This window comes from Streptomyces sp. NPDC026575 (genome assembly GCF_055567415.1).
The window spans coordinates 134639-149132 of record NZ_JBVHQM010000006.1; the positions used below are offsets into that span (position 1 = coordinate 134639).

Genomic DNA, 14494 nt, shown 5'->3' on the forward strand with positions numbered 1-14494 from the left:
AGCGACCACCATGTCAGACAACGTCACCCTCCCGGCACCCCGCGACGCCGCGCCCGCCCAGGGCGAGCCGCTGCTCACCGCCGAGGGCCTCACCAAGCACTTCCCGATCTACGGCGGCTTTCCGTTCAAGCGGAGGGTCGGCGCGGTCCAGGCGGTCGACGGCGTCGACCTGACCGTGCACGCCGGCGAGAGCTTCGGCCTGGTCGGCGAGTCGGGCTGCGGCAAGTCCACCACCGGGCGGCTGCTCACCCGGCTCATGGAGCCGACCTCCGGCAAGATCACGTACGCGGGTCAGGACATCACCCACGCGGGCCGCAAGCAGCTGGCGCCGATCCGCTCCGAGATCCAGATGATCTTCCAGGACCCGTACGCCTCGCTCAACCCGCGGCAGACGGTCGGCAGCATCATCGGCGGCCCGATGGAGATCAACGGGATCAACCCGCCCGGTGGGCGGGAGAAGCGGATCCGTGAGCTCCTGGAGACCGTGGGCCTGAACCCGGAGCACTACAACCGCTTCCCGCACGAGTTCTCCGGCGGCCAGCGGCAGCGCATCGGCGTGGCCCGGGCGCTGGCCCTGGAGCCGAAGCTGATCGTCGCCGACGAGCCGGTCTCGGCCCTGGACGTCTCCATCCAGGCCCAGGTCGTCAACCTGCTCCAGGAGCTCCAGCGCGAGCTGGGCATCGCGTTCCTGTTCATCGCCCACGACCTGGCGATCGTGCGGCACTTCAGCGAGCGGGTCGCGGTGATGTACCTCGGCAAGGTCGTCGAGGTGGGCTCCCGCGACGCGATCTACAACCGGCCGCGCCACCCGTACACCCACGCGCTGCTCTCCGCCGTGCCGGAGGCCAAGCTGGTGGAGAGCGAGGAGGAGGCGCGCGAGCGCATCCGGCTCGCCGGCGACGTGCCCTCCCCCGTCAACCCGCCCTCCGGCTGCCGCTTCCGCACCCGCTGCTGGAAGGCGCAGGACAAGTGCGCCACGGAGCAGCCGCCGCTGATCCAGCTCTCCGGCAACGAGGCGGGCCACCTGACAGCCTGCCACTTCCCGGAGGAGCCGACGACCGCGGCCCGCGACGAGGACATCATCCTCGACCCGGCGCTGGCGGCGATCGAGGACGCGGGGACCGACTCCGACAAGTAGCACGCAGGATCTGCCGACTGCCGCCGTGGCGGGAACTTCTCCCGCCACGGCGGTGTTGTCGTTCGGGGAGGGGGTGACGCCGATGCGGATCGGAGAGCTGTCGGCGCGCACGGGCACGCCTCGGCGGCTGCTGCGCTACTACGAGGAGCAGGGGCTGATCGTCGCCACGCGCTGCGCCAACGGCTACCGCGCGTATGACGAGTCCTGCGTCGACCGGGTGCTGCAGATCCGCGGGCTGCTCGACTCCGGGTTGCCGACCCGGATCATCAAGCAGATCCTGCCCTGCCTGGACAAGCCCCGGGCCATCCACTTCCCCGACGCGACACCGGAGATGCTCGCCACACTGGAGCACGAGCGCGACCAGATGACCGAGCGCATCGAGACGCTGATACGCAACCGGGACGCCATCGGGGCGTATCTGGAGGTGGTGCGCGGCACGGTCGGCGGCGCGAGGGGCGCGGCGCGGGGGGTGGCCTAGGGCCTGTCCGATGGGTCAGGGTCGGAAAGGCCCTAAGGGCTGTCCCGTAATCCCTGGCGGGCGCACGACGACAGCTACGGCACCTCTCCCCCACGCCTGAACGGCGCGGGGGGACCCCCACCGTTGTCGGAACGTCCGGATACGCCCAGTATCCGGACGCCCCTCCGCCTTGCGATGCACCGCATCTGACGCCGTGCGCTGATCCACCAGGGATTACGGGACAGCCCTTAGCGATGCGCCACCGGCCCCGGTTCCGGGCCGTCCGGCAGCCGCTCCTCGCCGTCCTCTCCGCCGGGCAGCCGCTCCTCGCCGTCCTCGCCCTCGGGCAGCCGCTTCTCGCCCCGTGCCGCCTGGCGCTCCTGGGCGAAGTGGCAGGCCGAGGGGTGCCGGGCCGGGCCGGTCGACTCCCGGAAGGGCGGGGGGACTTCGAGCGGGGGGACGACCTCGGCGCACAGGTCCCGGGCCTTCCAGCAGCGGGTGCGGAAGCGGCAGCCGGACGGCGGGCTGGCGGGTGAGGGGACGTCGCCGGTGAGCAGGATGCGGTCGCGGGCGGCGCGGGAGTCGGGGTCCGGTACGGGCACGGCGGAGAGCAGGGCCTGGGTGTAGGGGTGGGTGGGGTGGTCGTAGATCTGCTCCTCGGTGCCGATCTCGGCGAGCCGTCCCAGGTACATCACCGCGATCCGGTCGGAGATATGCCGGACGACGGACAGGTCGTGGGCGATGAAGACGTAGGAGAGGTCGAACTCGTCCTGCAACTGCTCCAGGAGGTTGACCACTTGGGCCTGGACGGAGACGTCCAGCGCGGAGACCGGCTCGTCGGCGACGATGATCTCCGGGCGCAGGGCCAGGCCGCGGGCGATGCCGATCCGCTGGCGCTGGCCGCCGGAGAACTGGTGCGGATAGCGGTTGATGTACTCGGGGTTGAGCCCCACCACGTCCAGGAGTTCCTGGACCTTGCGGCGGCGGTCTCCCTTGGGGGCCACCTCGGGGTGGATCTCGTAGGGCTCGCCGACGATGTCGCCGACCGTCATCCGGGGGTTCAGGGAGGTGTAGGGGTCCTGGAAGACCATCTGGATGTTGCGGCGCACCGCCTTCATCGCCCGGCCCGACAGCCGGGTGATGTCCTCGCCGCGGTAGCGGATCCGACCCGCCGTCGGGCGTTCGAGGCCCACCAGCAGCTTGGCGACCGTGGACTTGCCGCAGCCCGACTCCCCGACGATCCCCAGGGTCTCGCCCTTGCGGAGGTCGAAGGAGACCCCGTCGACGGCCTTGACGGCGCCGATCTGCTTCTTGAAGAGCACGCCCCGGGTCAGGGGGAAGTGCTTGACCAGATCGCGGATCTCCAGGAGGGGCTCGCCGGGCGCCGGTCCGGCGCCGGCCGCGGCCGGGCTTGCGTCATCGCGCGCCACCTAGGGTCTCCTTCCAGAAGTGGCAGGCACTGGCCCGGCCGGGGCCGGCCTCGTACAGCGGCGGCAGGTCCGTGCGGCAGATGTCCTGCGCCAGCGGGCAGCGCGGGTTGAACGGGCAGCCCGGGGGGATGGCCGTCAGATTGGGCGGCAGTCCCTTGATCGCGTACAGCCGCTGCCCCTTGTGGTCCAGCCGGGGGATGGAGTCCAGCAGCCCTCGGGTGTACGGGTGGGCGGGCGCGCGGTAGAGCTGGTGGACGGGTGCGGTCTCCACGATCCGCCCGGCGTACATCACCGCGATGGTGTCGGCGACGTCGGCGACCACGCCCAGGTCATGGGTGATCAGGATCAGCCCCATGGTGAACTCGCGCTGCAGCTCCGCGAGCAGGTCCATGACCTGCGCCTGGACGGTGACGTCCAGCGCGGTGGTCGGCTCGTCGGCGATGATCAGATCGGGGCCCAGGGCCAGCGCCATCGCGATCATGATGCGCTGGCGCATCCCGCCGGAGAACTGGTGCGGATAGTCCCCCACCCGCGCCCCGGCCGCGGGGATGCCCACCCGCTCCATCAGCTCCACGGCCCGGCCGCGGGCCTCCTTGCGGGACATCCCCTCATGGACCTGGAACATCTCCCCCAGCTGCGCCCCGACGCTGAGCACCGGGTTCAGCGAGGACAGCGCGTCCTGGAAGATCATCGCCATCTTGGCGCCGCGGACCCTGCGCCGCTCGTCCTTGCGCAGCGTCAGCAGATCGCGGCCCTGGAAGATGATCTCGCCGCCGGTCACGAAGCCGGGCGGCGAGTCCAGGATCCCCATCACGGCCTGTGCGGTGACGGACTTGCCGGAGCCGGACTCGCCGAGCACCGCCAGCGTCTGGCCCGGCGCGACGCCGAAGCTGACGCCGTTGACGGCCTTCGCGATCCCGTCCCGGGTACGGAACTCCACCCGCAGGTCCCGCACGTCGAGCAGGGCGGTGTCGGTGACCGTACCCGCGCCACCGCCTACGGCCTCACCGGCACTGTTCGTCATCTGCCGCCTCCTCAGCGCAACTTGGGGTCGAGGGCGTCGCGCACCGCGTCGCCGAGCATGATGAACGCCAGCACCGTGATGCTCAGCGCGCCCGCCGGCCACAGCAGCATGTGCGGCGCGCTGCGGATGTAGGTGGAGGCCGAGGAGATGTCGATGCCCCAGGAGACGGTGGGCGGCTTCAGGCCCGCCCCCAGGTAGGACAGCGTCGCCTCCAGCGCGATGTACGTACCGAGCGCGATGGTGGCGACGACGATGACCGGCGCCACGGCGTTCGGCGCGATATGCCGCAGCAGCATCCGCCCGTTGCCGGCGCCCAGGGCGCGGGCGGCCTGGACGTAGTCGTGCTGCTTGGCGGTGACGACGGAGCCGCGGGCGATACGGGAGACCTGCGGCCAGCCCAGCAGCACGATGAACCCGACCACCGGCCAGACGGTGGTGCTGGTGACGACGGAGAGGAAGACCAGCCCGCCGAGGATCACCGGGATGCCGAAGAAGATGTCGGCGGTCCGGGAGAGCAGGGTGTCCGACCAGCCGCCGAAGAAGCCGGCCAGCCCGCCCATCAGGCTGCCCAGCAGCGCGGCACCGGCGGTGGCGCAGACGCCGACGGTGATGGAGGCGCGGGCCCCGTAGACCACGCGGGTGTAGACGTCCCGGCCCTGGGTGTCGAAGCCGAAGGGGTGGCCGGGCTGGGAGCCCTGCTGCGCCTTGGCCAGGTCGGCGCGGTAGGGGTTGCCGGTGGCGATCAGCTGCGGCCAGATCGCGATGACCACCAGGAAGACGATGACCAGCGCGGAGAGCACGAAGACCGGGTTGCGGCGCAGATCGTGCCAGGCGTCGCTCCACAGGCTGCGCGGCTTGCCCAGGGGCACGGGGGCGGGTGGCCCGGCACCGGGCGGCGCGGCGCCGGGCCTGCGCTCCAGCGACTCGGCCTCGCCGATGGCCAGCGCGGCGGAGCCGCCGTCGCCGTGGCCGATGGCTTCCTTGGGGACGTAGGAGTCAGGCATAGCGGATCCTCGGGTCGAGGACGGCGTAGAGCAGGTCGACGAGGAGGTTCGCGACGAGGAAGACCAGCACCAGGATCGTCACGAAGCCCACGACGGTCGGCGAGTTCTGCCGGAGGATTCCCTGGTAGAGCTGGAATCCGACGCCGTGGATGTTGAAGATGCGCTCGGTGACGATCGCGCCGCCCATCAGGGCGCCGATATCGGTACCGATGAAGGTGACCACCGGGATCAGTGAATTGCGCAGCAGATGGCGGGTGATGACGCGGCGTTGCGGCAGGCCCTTGGCGACGGCCGTACGGACGTAGTCGGCGCGGGCGTTCTCCGCGATCGAGGTGCGGGTCAGCCGGGTCACATACGCCAGCGACACCAGCGCCAGCACCAGGCCCGGCAGCAGCATCTCGTTCAGCGGCGCCTCCGGGGCGACGGACGGCGCGGCCCAGCCCCACCGCACGCCGAAGACGAACTGCAGCAGATAGCCGCTCACGAACGTCGGGATGGACACCACGACGAGCGAGAGCAGCAGCACGGTGGTGTCGATGCCCCGGCCCCGCCGCAGACCGCTGAAGACCCCCAGCACCACGCCCACGATCATCTCGATCACGATGGCGATCACCGTCAGCCGCAGGGTGACGGGGAAGGCCGAGGCCATCAGCTCGGTGACCGACTGGCCGTTGAAGGCGGTGCCGAAGTCCCCCCGGAAGATCTGCCCCATGTAGTGCAGGTACTGCTGCCACAGCGGCTGGTCGAGGTAGAGGTCGCGGCGGATCTGGGCGGCGGTGGCGGGGTCCGGCGCCCGGTCGCCGAACATCGCCGCGACGGGGTCGCCCAGCGCGTACACCATGAAGAAGATCAGGAAGGTGCTGCCGACGAACACCGGGACCATCTGCAGCAGCCGCCGGATCACATAGCGTCCCACCGGCCCCAACCTCCCTCATCGCGCGGACAGTACGGGCGGCGCGGGCGGCAACAGGGCCCGCGGCGCGCTCAGTTGACCTTGATCTCGTTGTAGACCGGCACGCTGAACGGATTCAGCGACACATTGCTGATCCGGTCCGAATAGCCGCCGCTGCCGTTCTGGTACCACAGCGGAATCGCCGGCATCTGGCGGACGAGTATCCGCTCCGCGGCCTGGAACTTCTCGACGGCCTCCTTGCTGTCCGGCGCCGCGTTCGCCGCATTCACCAGCTTGTCGAATCCGGCGTTGCTGAACTTGCCGTCATTGGCCGAGGAGTTGGTGTAGTACAGCGGCTGAAGGAAGTTCTGGATCAGCGGATAGTCCATCTGCCAGCCGTTGCGGAACGGTCCGGGCATGCCCTTCGCCGCGATCTTGTTCCGGAAATCGGCGAACGTGCCGATCGGATTTCCCACACAGGCTCTGTCGTCCCGCAGCGATTTGTTGATGCTGTTGCAGATCGCGTCGACCCAGTCCTTGTGCGAGCCGGTGTCGGCGTTGTACGTGATGGTCATCCGGCCGCCGGGCAGCCCGCCGCCTTCCTTGATCAGCGCCCTGGCCTTCGCCGGATCGAACATGCAGACCTCACCGCACAGCCCCGCCTTGTACCCCCCGTCCATCCCGAGCACCGGCGAGGTCCAGTCCGTCGCGGGCGTCCGCGTCCGCTGGAAGATCTCCCTGGTGATCTGCTGCCGGTCGATCGCCATCGACAGTCCCCGGCGCACCTTGTCCTTGCCCGGCTCGCCCCATCCCTTGAGGTACATGGGGAAGGCGAGGGTCTGGATGATCCCGGCCGGCTGGTTGATGTACCGCTTTCCCAGATCGGCGTGGACGCTCTTGAGCTGGGCGGCCGGCACGTCGTCGACCAGATCGAGGTTCCCGGCCTGCAGATCGGTGTAGGCGGTATTGCTGTCCGTGTAGACGCGCAGGTCGATCCCGGCGTTCCGGGCCGGATCGTCGCCCGGGTACTTCGCCCATTTCCGCATCCGCAGCACGGACCCCTTTTCATAGGAGTCCACGACGTACGGGCCATTGCCGATGGGCTGTTCCAGCCATGCGTCATGGTCGGTGAAGAACGCCCGCGGCAGCGGCATGAAAGCCGCATAGCCCAGCGTGTCCGGCCAGCTGGAGAATTTCTGACGGAGTTTCACGGTGAAGGTCCGGTCGTTCTTCACCGCAAGCCCCGACAGGGTCCGGGCGGTGGCCACACCATTGTCCGGATGCACCCGGTCGAAGCCGTCGATGTACTGGAAGAACGGCGCGTTCTTCTGCTTGTTGTCCAGCAGCGCCCCGTAATTCCAGGCATCCACGAACGATGCGGCGGTGACCTTCTCCCCGTTGCTGAAGGACCAGCCGGGCTTCAGCGTCACCGTGAAGTTCTGCGAGTCCTCGGTCTCGATGCGCTCGGCGACGACGTTCTGTGCGGCCCCGGTCCTCGGGTTGTAGCGCTTGAGCCCCCGGAACAGCATCTCCAGGACCTTGCCGCCCTGGACCTCGTTGGTGTTCGCCGGCTCCAGAGGATTCTGCGGATCCCCCCACGAGGCGCTGACCACCCCGGCACGGGCCGCGTTCCCCCCGCCGCAGCCCGTGGCCACGAGGGCCACCGCGACGGCGCACGCGCCCCACTTCGCGCGCGTGGCTCCACCCATGGTGCCTCCTCAGCTCCGCGATCATTAGCCCACATAAGATCGCAAAGTGGGGGGTGTCGCATTTTTGGGGTGCTCCATTTGCCGGTTCGCTGCGCTTGGCTGGCTTCCCACGTTGTTGTCTGCGGCGCCGTGGGGGTTTCTCGCCGTTGCGCCTGCGGCGGGCGGTGCCGCTGCGCGGGGCTGTTCGGCTGCCGGTGACGGGCCGGTGGGGTAGGGGTGTGGGACTGCTGCGCTTTACGTCCCACACCCCTACCCCACCGACCCGCCCCCTCCCGTTGAGTGTGGGAGAAGACCGTGGGGGTGAACGTCAGCCCTCGTCTGCGCGCGGTCGACGGATAAGGCCCGCCCCCACCGGCCTCCCCAACCCCCACCCACGGGAGGGGACAGACCGTAGGACGAAGTCCGTAGGGCTGTCACCGCACCCGACACACAAACGCCCGCCGCTGGGGGTACCTCCCACGCCCTTTAGGCAGAGGGGGAGCAACGGCGAGAAACCCCTACGGCGGGAAAGCCGACAACGTGGGAAGCGGGCCAAAACGCAGGGAGGGGCGCCCCCCGTACAAGAGGGACGCCCCACAAACCTGAGCCCGAATAACGGCCCAGCGCCCAGCGTTACCGCTTGGCGCGGGACGCGGTGCGGCCGCGCTCCTTCTGGTCCAGGACGACCTTGCGGATGCGCACGGCCTCCGGGGTCACCTCGACGCACTCGTCGTCGCGGCAGAACTCCAGGGACTGCTCCAGGGAGAGCTTGCGCGGCGGGACGATCGCCTCGAAGGAGTCGGCCGAGGCCGACCGCATGTTGGTGAGCTTCTTCTCCTTGGTGATGTTCACGTCCATGTCGTCGGCGCGCGAGTTCTCGCCGACGATCATGCCCTCGTACACCTCGGTGCCGGGGTCGGTGAACAGCACACCGCGCTCCTGGAGGTTGGTCATCGCGAAGGCGGTGACCGCGCCGGAGCGGTCGGCGACGAGCGAGCCGTTGTTACGGGTCGCCAGCGTGCCGAACCACGGCTCGTGGCCCTCGTGGATCGAGTGGGCGATGCCCGTACCGCGGGTGTTGGTCAGGAACTCCGTGCGGAAGCCGATGAGGCCGCGGGACGGGACGACGAACTCCATGCGGACCCAGCCGGAGCCGTGGTTCGACATGTTGTCCATGCGGCCCTTGCGGACGCCCATGAGCTGCGTGACGGCGCCCATGTGCTCCTCGGGGACGTCGATGGTCATGCGCTCGACCGGCTCGTACGTCTTGCCGTCGATCTCCTGCGTGACGACCTGCGGCTTGCCGATGGTCAGCTCGAAGCCCTCACGGCGCATCTGCTCGACCAGGATCGCCAGGGCCAGCTCACCGCGGCCCTGCACCTCCCAGGCGTCGGGGCGCTCGGTGTCCAGGACCCGGAGGCTGACGTTACCGATCAGCTCGCGGTCCAGGCGGTCCTTGACCTGGCGGGCGGTGACCTTGCGGTCCTTGACCGCGGCCTTGGCGTCCGCGCCCTTGCCGGTGCCGCCACGGCCGACGAGCGGCGAGGTGTTGGTGCCGATGGTCATCGAGATGGCCGGCTCGTCCACCGTGATCAGCGGCAGCGCGATCGGGTTCTCCGGGTCGGCCAGGGTCTCGCCGATCATGATGTCCGGGATACCGGCCACGGCGCAGATGTCACCGGGGCCCGCGACCTCGGCGGGCTTGCGGGTGAGCGCCTCGGTCATCATCAGCTCGGTGATGCGGACGTTGGCGACCGAGCCGTCGCGCTTGATCCAGGCCACGGTCTGGCCCTTGCGCAGCTCGCCCTGCTCGACGCGGAGCAGCGCGATACGGCCGAGGAAGTTGTCCGCGTCGAGGTTGGTGACGTGGGCCTGCAGCGGCGCCGTCTCGTCGTACTCGGGGGCCGGGACGTGCTCCAGGATCGTGGAGAAGAACGGCTCCAGGTTGGTGGAGTCCGCCGGGACCGTGCCGTCCTCCGGCTTGGTCAGCGAGGCGATGCCGTCACGGCCGCAGGCGTAGACGATCGGGAACTCGATCTGGTCCTCGTCCGCGTCCAGGTCCAGGAAGAGGTCGTAGGTCTCGTTGACGACCTCGTCGATCCGGGAGTCCGGGCGGTCCGTCTTGTTGATGCACAGGATGACGGGCAGACGCTGCTGGAGGGCCTTGCGCAGCACGAAGCGGGTCTGCGGGAGCGGGCCCTCGGAGGCGTCCACGAGCAGGACGACCGCGTCCACCATCGACAGACCGCGCTCGACCTCGCCACCGAAGTCGGCGTGGCCGGGGGTGTCGATGATGTTGATCGTGATGACGTCGCCGCCGTCCTTGGGGTGATACTTCACCGCCGTGTTCTTGGCGAGGATCGTGATGCCCTTCTCACGCTCCAGATCGTTCGAGTCCATCATGCGGTCGTCGAGGGACTCGGCGGCGTGCGCGGCGAAGGAGCCGGCCTGCTTGAGCATGGCGTCGACGATGGTCGTCTTGCCGTGGTCGACGTGGGCGACGATGGCGACGTTACGAATGTCGTGGCGGGTGGGCATACTGGCGGCGCTTCTCCCGGAATCGTGGATGGCGACGCGTCCATCCGGTACGCGCGCCTGCCGGGCATGACACGCCACGGCCTCACCCCATGGTACGTGGCTGCGGCGGTTATGGCCGCCGCAGCCCAGGCCCATACCCTCTGACCTGCGGTTTTTTACCGATTGTTAGCTTTGGGGTGGCCCTTACTTCTTGTAGCCGATGTCCTGGAAGCGCGGTGTGGCGAACCCGAAGGCGCCCACGTTGGCCAGCGACTCCTTGGTGGCCACCAGCTCGGGCCGCTGGTAGAGCGGGATCGACCCGGCGGCCGCCCAGATCCGGGCGTCGGCCTGCTCCACCAGCGTGCGCGCGGCGGTCTCGTCCAGCTCGGAGGCGGCCTGGTCGAAGAGCTGGTCGATGTGGTCGGTGCCGACCCGGCTGTAGTTCTGCTCGACGGTCAGCGAGCCGTCGGGCGCCGGCTGCGGCTTAGCGTAGATCGGACGGGCGTCGGTCGCCGGGTAGGCGGTGCCGGGCCAGGAGTACAGCGCCAGGTCGAAGTCGCCGGAGGCGATGTGGTCCTGGAAGTAGCTGGCGTCGGAGACCCGCTGCAGGGAGGTCTGCACGCCGATCTTGGAGAGCATCGTGGCGATCCGCCGGCCGACGGTGCGCAGCGGCTCGGCGGCCGCCCCGTCGGGCAGGACGAAGCGCAGCGTGAGCGGTTTGCCGTTCTTCCTGACCGTGGTGCTGCGGGCCGCCGCCTTGTCCCCGGCCGGGTCCCGGTCGGCGCGGGCGACGGCCGCGCCGTGGACGTGCCCGGCGACGACGTGGCGGGCGCCGGGGCGGCCGCCGGACGCCGGCAGGTCCACCTGGCGGCCGGTCTCGACCAGCTCGGCGGCGCTCAACGTCTGCGCCGCGCGCTTGCGGTACCGCTTGTACCGGGCGTACGCGGCCGAGTCGCGGTCGCCGTCCGCCTGCTGCTTCTGCCGGGCGGCGGCGTCCTTGTAGATCGCGGCGCTCTGCCGCAGCAGGGCCGCCCGCTGGATCTCCGAGCCGACCGCGCCGGTGAAGGACAGCGGCGCCTCGGCGGCGGCGGGCCGGGCGCCCGGCTCCTGGGCGCCGCGGGCGGGCGGGCCGGCGTGCCCGGGAGCGGGGCGGCCCGGGTTGCGGCCGTCGTTCGCGCCGTCGGCGTCCTCGTCGTAGGCGTCGGTCCCGCCGTCCCGGTCGTCCTCGCCGTCGTAGCCGTCCCGCCCGGGGCCGTCCCCCACCCGGTCGCGGCCGGCCGCCCCGCCGTCGTCCCCGGGGCCGTCCGCGCCGCGCCAGGCGCCGGGCGCCGGTGCGGCCGCCTTCCCGCCGGCCTGCCGCCCCTCGCCGTCGGCCTTCCAGCCGGCGTCGGCGAGCAGCGCCTTGGCCGCCCCGGTGTCCTGGTCGCCGAGCGCGTCGCTGTGGTCCTCGTAGCCGCGCTGCCCGGCCATCAGCAGATGGCTGCCCAGCGGCTCGGACGGCAGGTCCAGCGGCTTGAGGACGACGTCGGCGAGGGCCTGCCGGTCGATGGCGCGGGCCACCGCGCGGCGCACCCGGTCGTCGGCCAGCGGGCCGCTGCTGCCGTTGAGGGCGAGCTGGGTGTAGGCGGGCTCCAGGGCCTTGTGGAGGGTGTAGCCGCTCAGTGCCGCGCGCTCGGCGGCGTTCTTGGCTCCATGGCGGTCCTGGGCGCGGCTGCCGTCGCCCTGGGGGCCCGCGTTGCCGGCGGCGGGCTTGCGCAGGAAGCCCGCCGCCGGCCCCCGGGCGGAGGCGACCCGCTTCGCGGCGATCTGGTCGACCGCGGCGACGTCGATGGACCCGGCGGCCAGCGCCGCGGACCGCTTGTCCCCGGGCAGCGCCTCCAGCACGATCTTGTCGAGCTTGGCGGTCGCGCCCCACCACGACGGGTTGCGCACGAGGACCACCCGCCCCTTGGCGGCGTCCCGCTTCTGGACCAGGAACGGGCCCGCGCCGACCGCGAGCCGCTCGCGCGCGGAGTCGTTGAAGGCGTTGGCGTCGCCCATCACGCTCTTGGGGTAGAGCGGGGTGAACAGCGACCGCCAGTCGGCGTAGGGCCGGGCGAAGGTGACCTTGACCTCGCGGCTGCCCGCACCCTGCTCGACCTTGCCGATCCGGTCGTAGCCGGCGTTGCGGGCGGTCCAGTACGCGTTGTCCTTGCCGCGCAGCGCCGTCCACTGGGCGATGAAGTCCGCGGCGGTGATCGCGGTGCCGTCGCTCCACCGCGCCTTGGGGTTGATCTTGTAGGTGACGACCTGCTTGGGGTCGCGGGCGCTGATGTCCGCGGCGTCGAGGTAGTCGGCGTTGCGCTGCGGGGCACCGCCGGCGTCGACGGTGAACATGCTGGGCAGCACCGCACCGGCGATCCGGCTGGTGGTCGCGTCGGCGTCGGCCTGGAAGGCGTTGAGGGTGCCGGGCATCGCGTCGACCGCCCAGCGCAGGGTGCCGCCGTCCTTGACCTCGTCGCGGGGCGCCGGGGCGATGTCCTGGGACGCCGGGGCGGACGACTGCCCGCCCTCCCCGCTGCATCCGGAAAGGGCCGGCAGCGGGAGCAGCACCCCCGCCGCGGCCAGTGCGGCGATGCGGCGTCCACGGACCGCGCGGGCCGAGGGGTTGTCGTGGTGGGTCATGACCGTTACCTCCGGGCTCGCCCGCGCGGCGCCGCCGGCGTTCTGGCTCCGGCACACCACGTTCGGCCGACTTTGCGGCTCATCACATCTATGAGCCCCTACTGAAAGCGACCGTTCGACGCCCGGCCACCCGACACGTCCAAGCCCGTACGAAGGCCACCCGCCCGGCGCAATACGACAGGACCGACAGGGGGTCAGCAGGCGTGCGTACGGCCGTATTCACCGCCCCCGCCCGTATCGGCGTTCGATCTCCGCCGTCGCACCCGGTAGCCGAAACGCACCGGTTCGAGTCGTAATCGCGCCGGACCCCTTCCCAACCCCTACTGTGACGCGCGACACTCTCGGGCGCATGAGATCGCCCACCACACCTTCAAAGTGAGGGCACGTGATATGTCCCATCAGGACGAACTGACGGCGGTTGAACGCAGCCTGGACGACCTGGTCCGGTCGGTGGGAAGGCTGGAGGCGCGACTCGGCACCGGCCTGGACGTGCGCCGGGTGCGCAGCGATACGGACCACCTGCGCGAGAGCCTCGACCTGCTCAAGCAGAGCGCGGCGGCCGGACCCTCCGTCCGGGGCGGCGCTCCCCCGGCCGTCGAGATGGTGACGATCTCCGACGCCCCCTACGACGCAGCGCTGTGGGCGGGCGCCGAGGACGAGGGACTCGGCTGCCGCAACGGCCATGCGCCCTAGGGGGAAACCCCTGGTGGATGGCCCTTAGGGGGTGTCCTCGCCCCACTCAGACCCCTACCCCGTTGCCGCCCCGACGGAAAGCGTTTCGAAGCAGCATTCCGGACGGAGCGCCCTTCACGGAGACCGACGTTGGCCACTGGCACCGAACCCTCATCGCAAACGGGCGCGAGCGGTGTGCACACTGCCTCGCGCGCCGCCATCCCCGCCCGCCATCTGCGCACCGACCGCTGGTGGCTGGCACCGGCCGGCACCGCCGCCGGACTGCTCGCGTTCATCGTCTACTCGACCTGGCGGGCGTTCGCGAACGCCGACTACTACGCCGCGCCCTATGTCTCGCCGTTCTACTCGCCGTGCCTGGCGCAGAACTGCCACACCATGCGCGGCGGGCCCAACTGGGAGATCGTCGGCAGCTGGTGGGGCCTGTCCCCGGCGCTGCTCATCCTGATCTTCCCGCTGGGCTTCCGGCTGACCTGCTACTACTACCGCAAGGCGTACTACCGCGGCTTCTGGGCCTCGCCGCCGGCCTGCGCGGTCGCCGAACCGCACAAGACGTACACCGGTGAGACCCGCTTCCCGCTGATCCTGCAGAACCTCCACCGCTACTTCTTCTACTTCGCGGTGCTGGTCGCCGGGGTGCTGACCTACGACACCGCGCTGACCTTCCGCGACGCGCACTACGAGTGGGGCCACATGGGTCTGGGCACCCTGGTCTTCCTCGCCAACATCGTGCTGATCTGGGCGTACACCCTCTCCTGCCACTCCTGCCGGCACATCATCGGCGGCCGGCTGCGGCACTTCTCCAAGCACCCGGTGCGCTACCGGATGTGGGGCTGGGTCGGCAGGCTCAACGAGCGGCACATGCTGCTCGCCTGGTCCTCCCTGATCAGCGTGGCCCTGGCGGACTTCTACGTCTACCTGCTGGCCAGCGGGGCCATCTCCGACCTCCGCTTCTTCTGACCGACTTCTGCGACGGCGGCTGCCCCCGCG

Annotated in this window: 11 protein-coding genes; 4 read left to right on the plus strand and 7 right to left on the minus strand. The window is 70.5% G+C overall.

Going from position 1 to position 14494, the window contains the following annotated elements:
* The first annotated feature begins 10 nt into the window (after window positions 1–10).
* Together ACZ4NB_RS10420 and ACZ4NB_RS10425 are read left to right on the plus strand one after the other, a co-directional pair.
* Complete coding sequence (locus tag ACZ4NB_RS10420; protein ID WP_467660014.1) at window positions 11–1138, plus strand: ABC transporter ATP-binding protein; 1128 nt, start codon at window positions 11–13, stop codon at window positions 1136–1138.
* 82 nt (window positions 1139–1220) lie between these two features.
* Complete coding sequence (locus ACZ4NB_RS10425) at window positions 1221–1616, plus strand: MerR family transcriptional regulator (RefSeq protein WP_467660016.1); 396 nt, start codon at window positions 1221–1223, stop codon at window positions 1614–1616.
* A 227-nt stretch (window positions 1617–1843) separates the two neighbouring features.
* Here ACZ4NB_RS10425 and ACZ4NB_RS10430 read toward each other — a convergent pair whose 3' ends face one another.
* The 7 genes from ACZ4NB_RS10430 to ACZ4NB_RS10460 form a co-directional block, all read right to left on the minus strand.
* The gene (locus ACZ4NB_RS10430; RefSeq protein ID WP_467660018.1) at window positions 1844–3025 is read right to left on the minus strand and encodes an ABC transporter ATP-binding protein; all 1182 of its coding nucleotides are present in this window, start codon (window positions 3023–3025) and stop codon (window positions 1844–1846) included.
* Window positions 3012–4049, minus strand: coding sequence for an ABC transporter ATP-binding protein (locus ACZ4NB_RS10435; protein ID WP_467660019.1), 1038 nt, complete (start codon window positions 4047–4049; stop codon window positions 3012–3014). Before ACZ4NB_RS10435 ends, ACZ4NB_RS10430 begins: the two co-directional genes overlap by 14 nt.
* Window positions 4050–4060: 11 nt before the next feature.
* A complete protein-coding gene (locus ACZ4NB_RS10440; protein WP_467660021.1) occupies window positions 4061–5053 on the minus strand; it encodes an ABC transporter permease in 993 nt (330 codons plus the stop codon).
* Window positions 5046–5969 carry an ABC transporter permease gene (locus ACZ4NB_RS10445; RefSeq protein WP_467660023.1) on the minus strand — a complete coding sequence of 308 codons (924 nt, stop codon included), beginning with the start codon at window positions 5967–5969 and terminating at the stop codon, window positions 5046–5048. The genes ACZ4NB_RS10440 and ACZ4NB_RS10445 overlap by 8 nt, the downstream gene beginning before the upstream one ends.
* A gap of 68 nt (window positions 5970–6037) precedes the next feature.
* A complete protein-coding gene (locus ACZ4NB_RS10450) occupies window positions 6038–7654 on the minus strand; it encodes a peptide ABC transporter substrate-binding protein (protein ID WP_467660024.1) in 1617 nt (538 codons plus the stop codon).
* 612 nt (window positions 7655–8266) lie between these two features.
* Window positions 8267–10171, minus strand: a complete 1905-nt coding sequence (gene typA / locus ACZ4NB_RS10455) for a translational GTPase TypA (RefSeq protein WP_467660026.1) — start codon at window positions 10169–10171, stop codon at window positions 8267–8269.
* A 183-nt stretch (window positions 10172–10354) separates the two neighbouring features.
* Window positions 10355–12814, minus strand: coding sequence for an ABC transporter family substrate-binding protein (locus ACZ4NB_RS10460; protein ID WP_467660028.1), 2460 nt, complete (start codon window positions 12812–12814; stop codon window positions 10355–10357).
* A gap of 390 nt (window positions 12815–13204) precedes the next feature.
* On the opposite strand from ACZ4NB_RS10460, the gene ACZ4NB_RS10465 reads away from it, so the two are divergent.
* Together ACZ4NB_RS10465 and ACZ4NB_RS10470 are read left to right on the plus strand one after the other, a co-directional pair.
* On the plus strand, window positions 13205–13507 hold the full coding sequence (locus tag ACZ4NB_RS10465) for a hypothetical protein (RefSeq protein WP_467660030.1): 303 nt from the start codon (window positions 13205–13207) through the stop codon (window positions 13505–13507).
* 129 nt (window positions 13508–13636) lie between these two features.
* Entirely contained in the window at window positions 13637–14464 is an 828-nt protein-coding gene (locus tag ACZ4NB_RS10470) for a hypothetical protein (protein ID WP_467660032.1), read from the plus strand.
* The last annotated feature ends 30 nt before the right edge of the window (window positions 14465–14494 follow it).

Excerpts from the sequence above, each read along its gene's own strand:
- ACZ4NB_RS10420 (WP_467660014.1), top strand. The coding sequence starts at position 11 with ATGTCAGACAACGTCACCCTCCCGGCACCCCGCGACGCCGCGCCCGCC.
- ACZ4NB_RS10425 (WP_467660016.1), top strand. The coding sequence starts at position 1,221 with ATGCGGATCGGAGAGCTGTCGGCGCGCACGGGCACGCCTCGGCGGCTG.
- ACZ4NB_RS10435 (WP_467660019.1), bottom strand. The coding sequence starts at position 4,049 with ATGACGAACAGTGCCGGTGAGGCCGTAGGCGGTGGCGCGGGTACGGTC.
- ACZ4NB_RS10440 (WP_467660021.1), bottom strand. The coding sequence starts at position 5,053 with ATGCCTGACTCCTACGTCCCCAAGGAAGCCATCGGCCACGGCGACGGC.
- ACZ4NB_RS10450 (WP_467660024.1), bottom strand. The coding sequence starts at position 7,654 with ATGGGTGGAGCCACGCGCGCGAAGTGGGGCGCGTGCGCCGTCGCGGTG.
- typA (WP_467660026.1), bottom strand. The coding sequence starts at position 10,171 with ATGCCCACCCGCCACGACATTCGTAACGTCGCCATCGTCGCCCACGTC.
- ACZ4NB_RS10460 (WP_467660028.1), bottom strand. The coding sequence starts at position 12,814 with ATGACCCACCACGACAACCCCTCGGCCCGCGCGGTCCGTGGACGCCGC.
- ACZ4NB_RS10465 (WP_467660030.1), top strand. The coding sequence starts at position 13,205 with ATGTCCCATCAGGACGAACTGACGGCGGTTGAACGCAGCCTGGACGAC.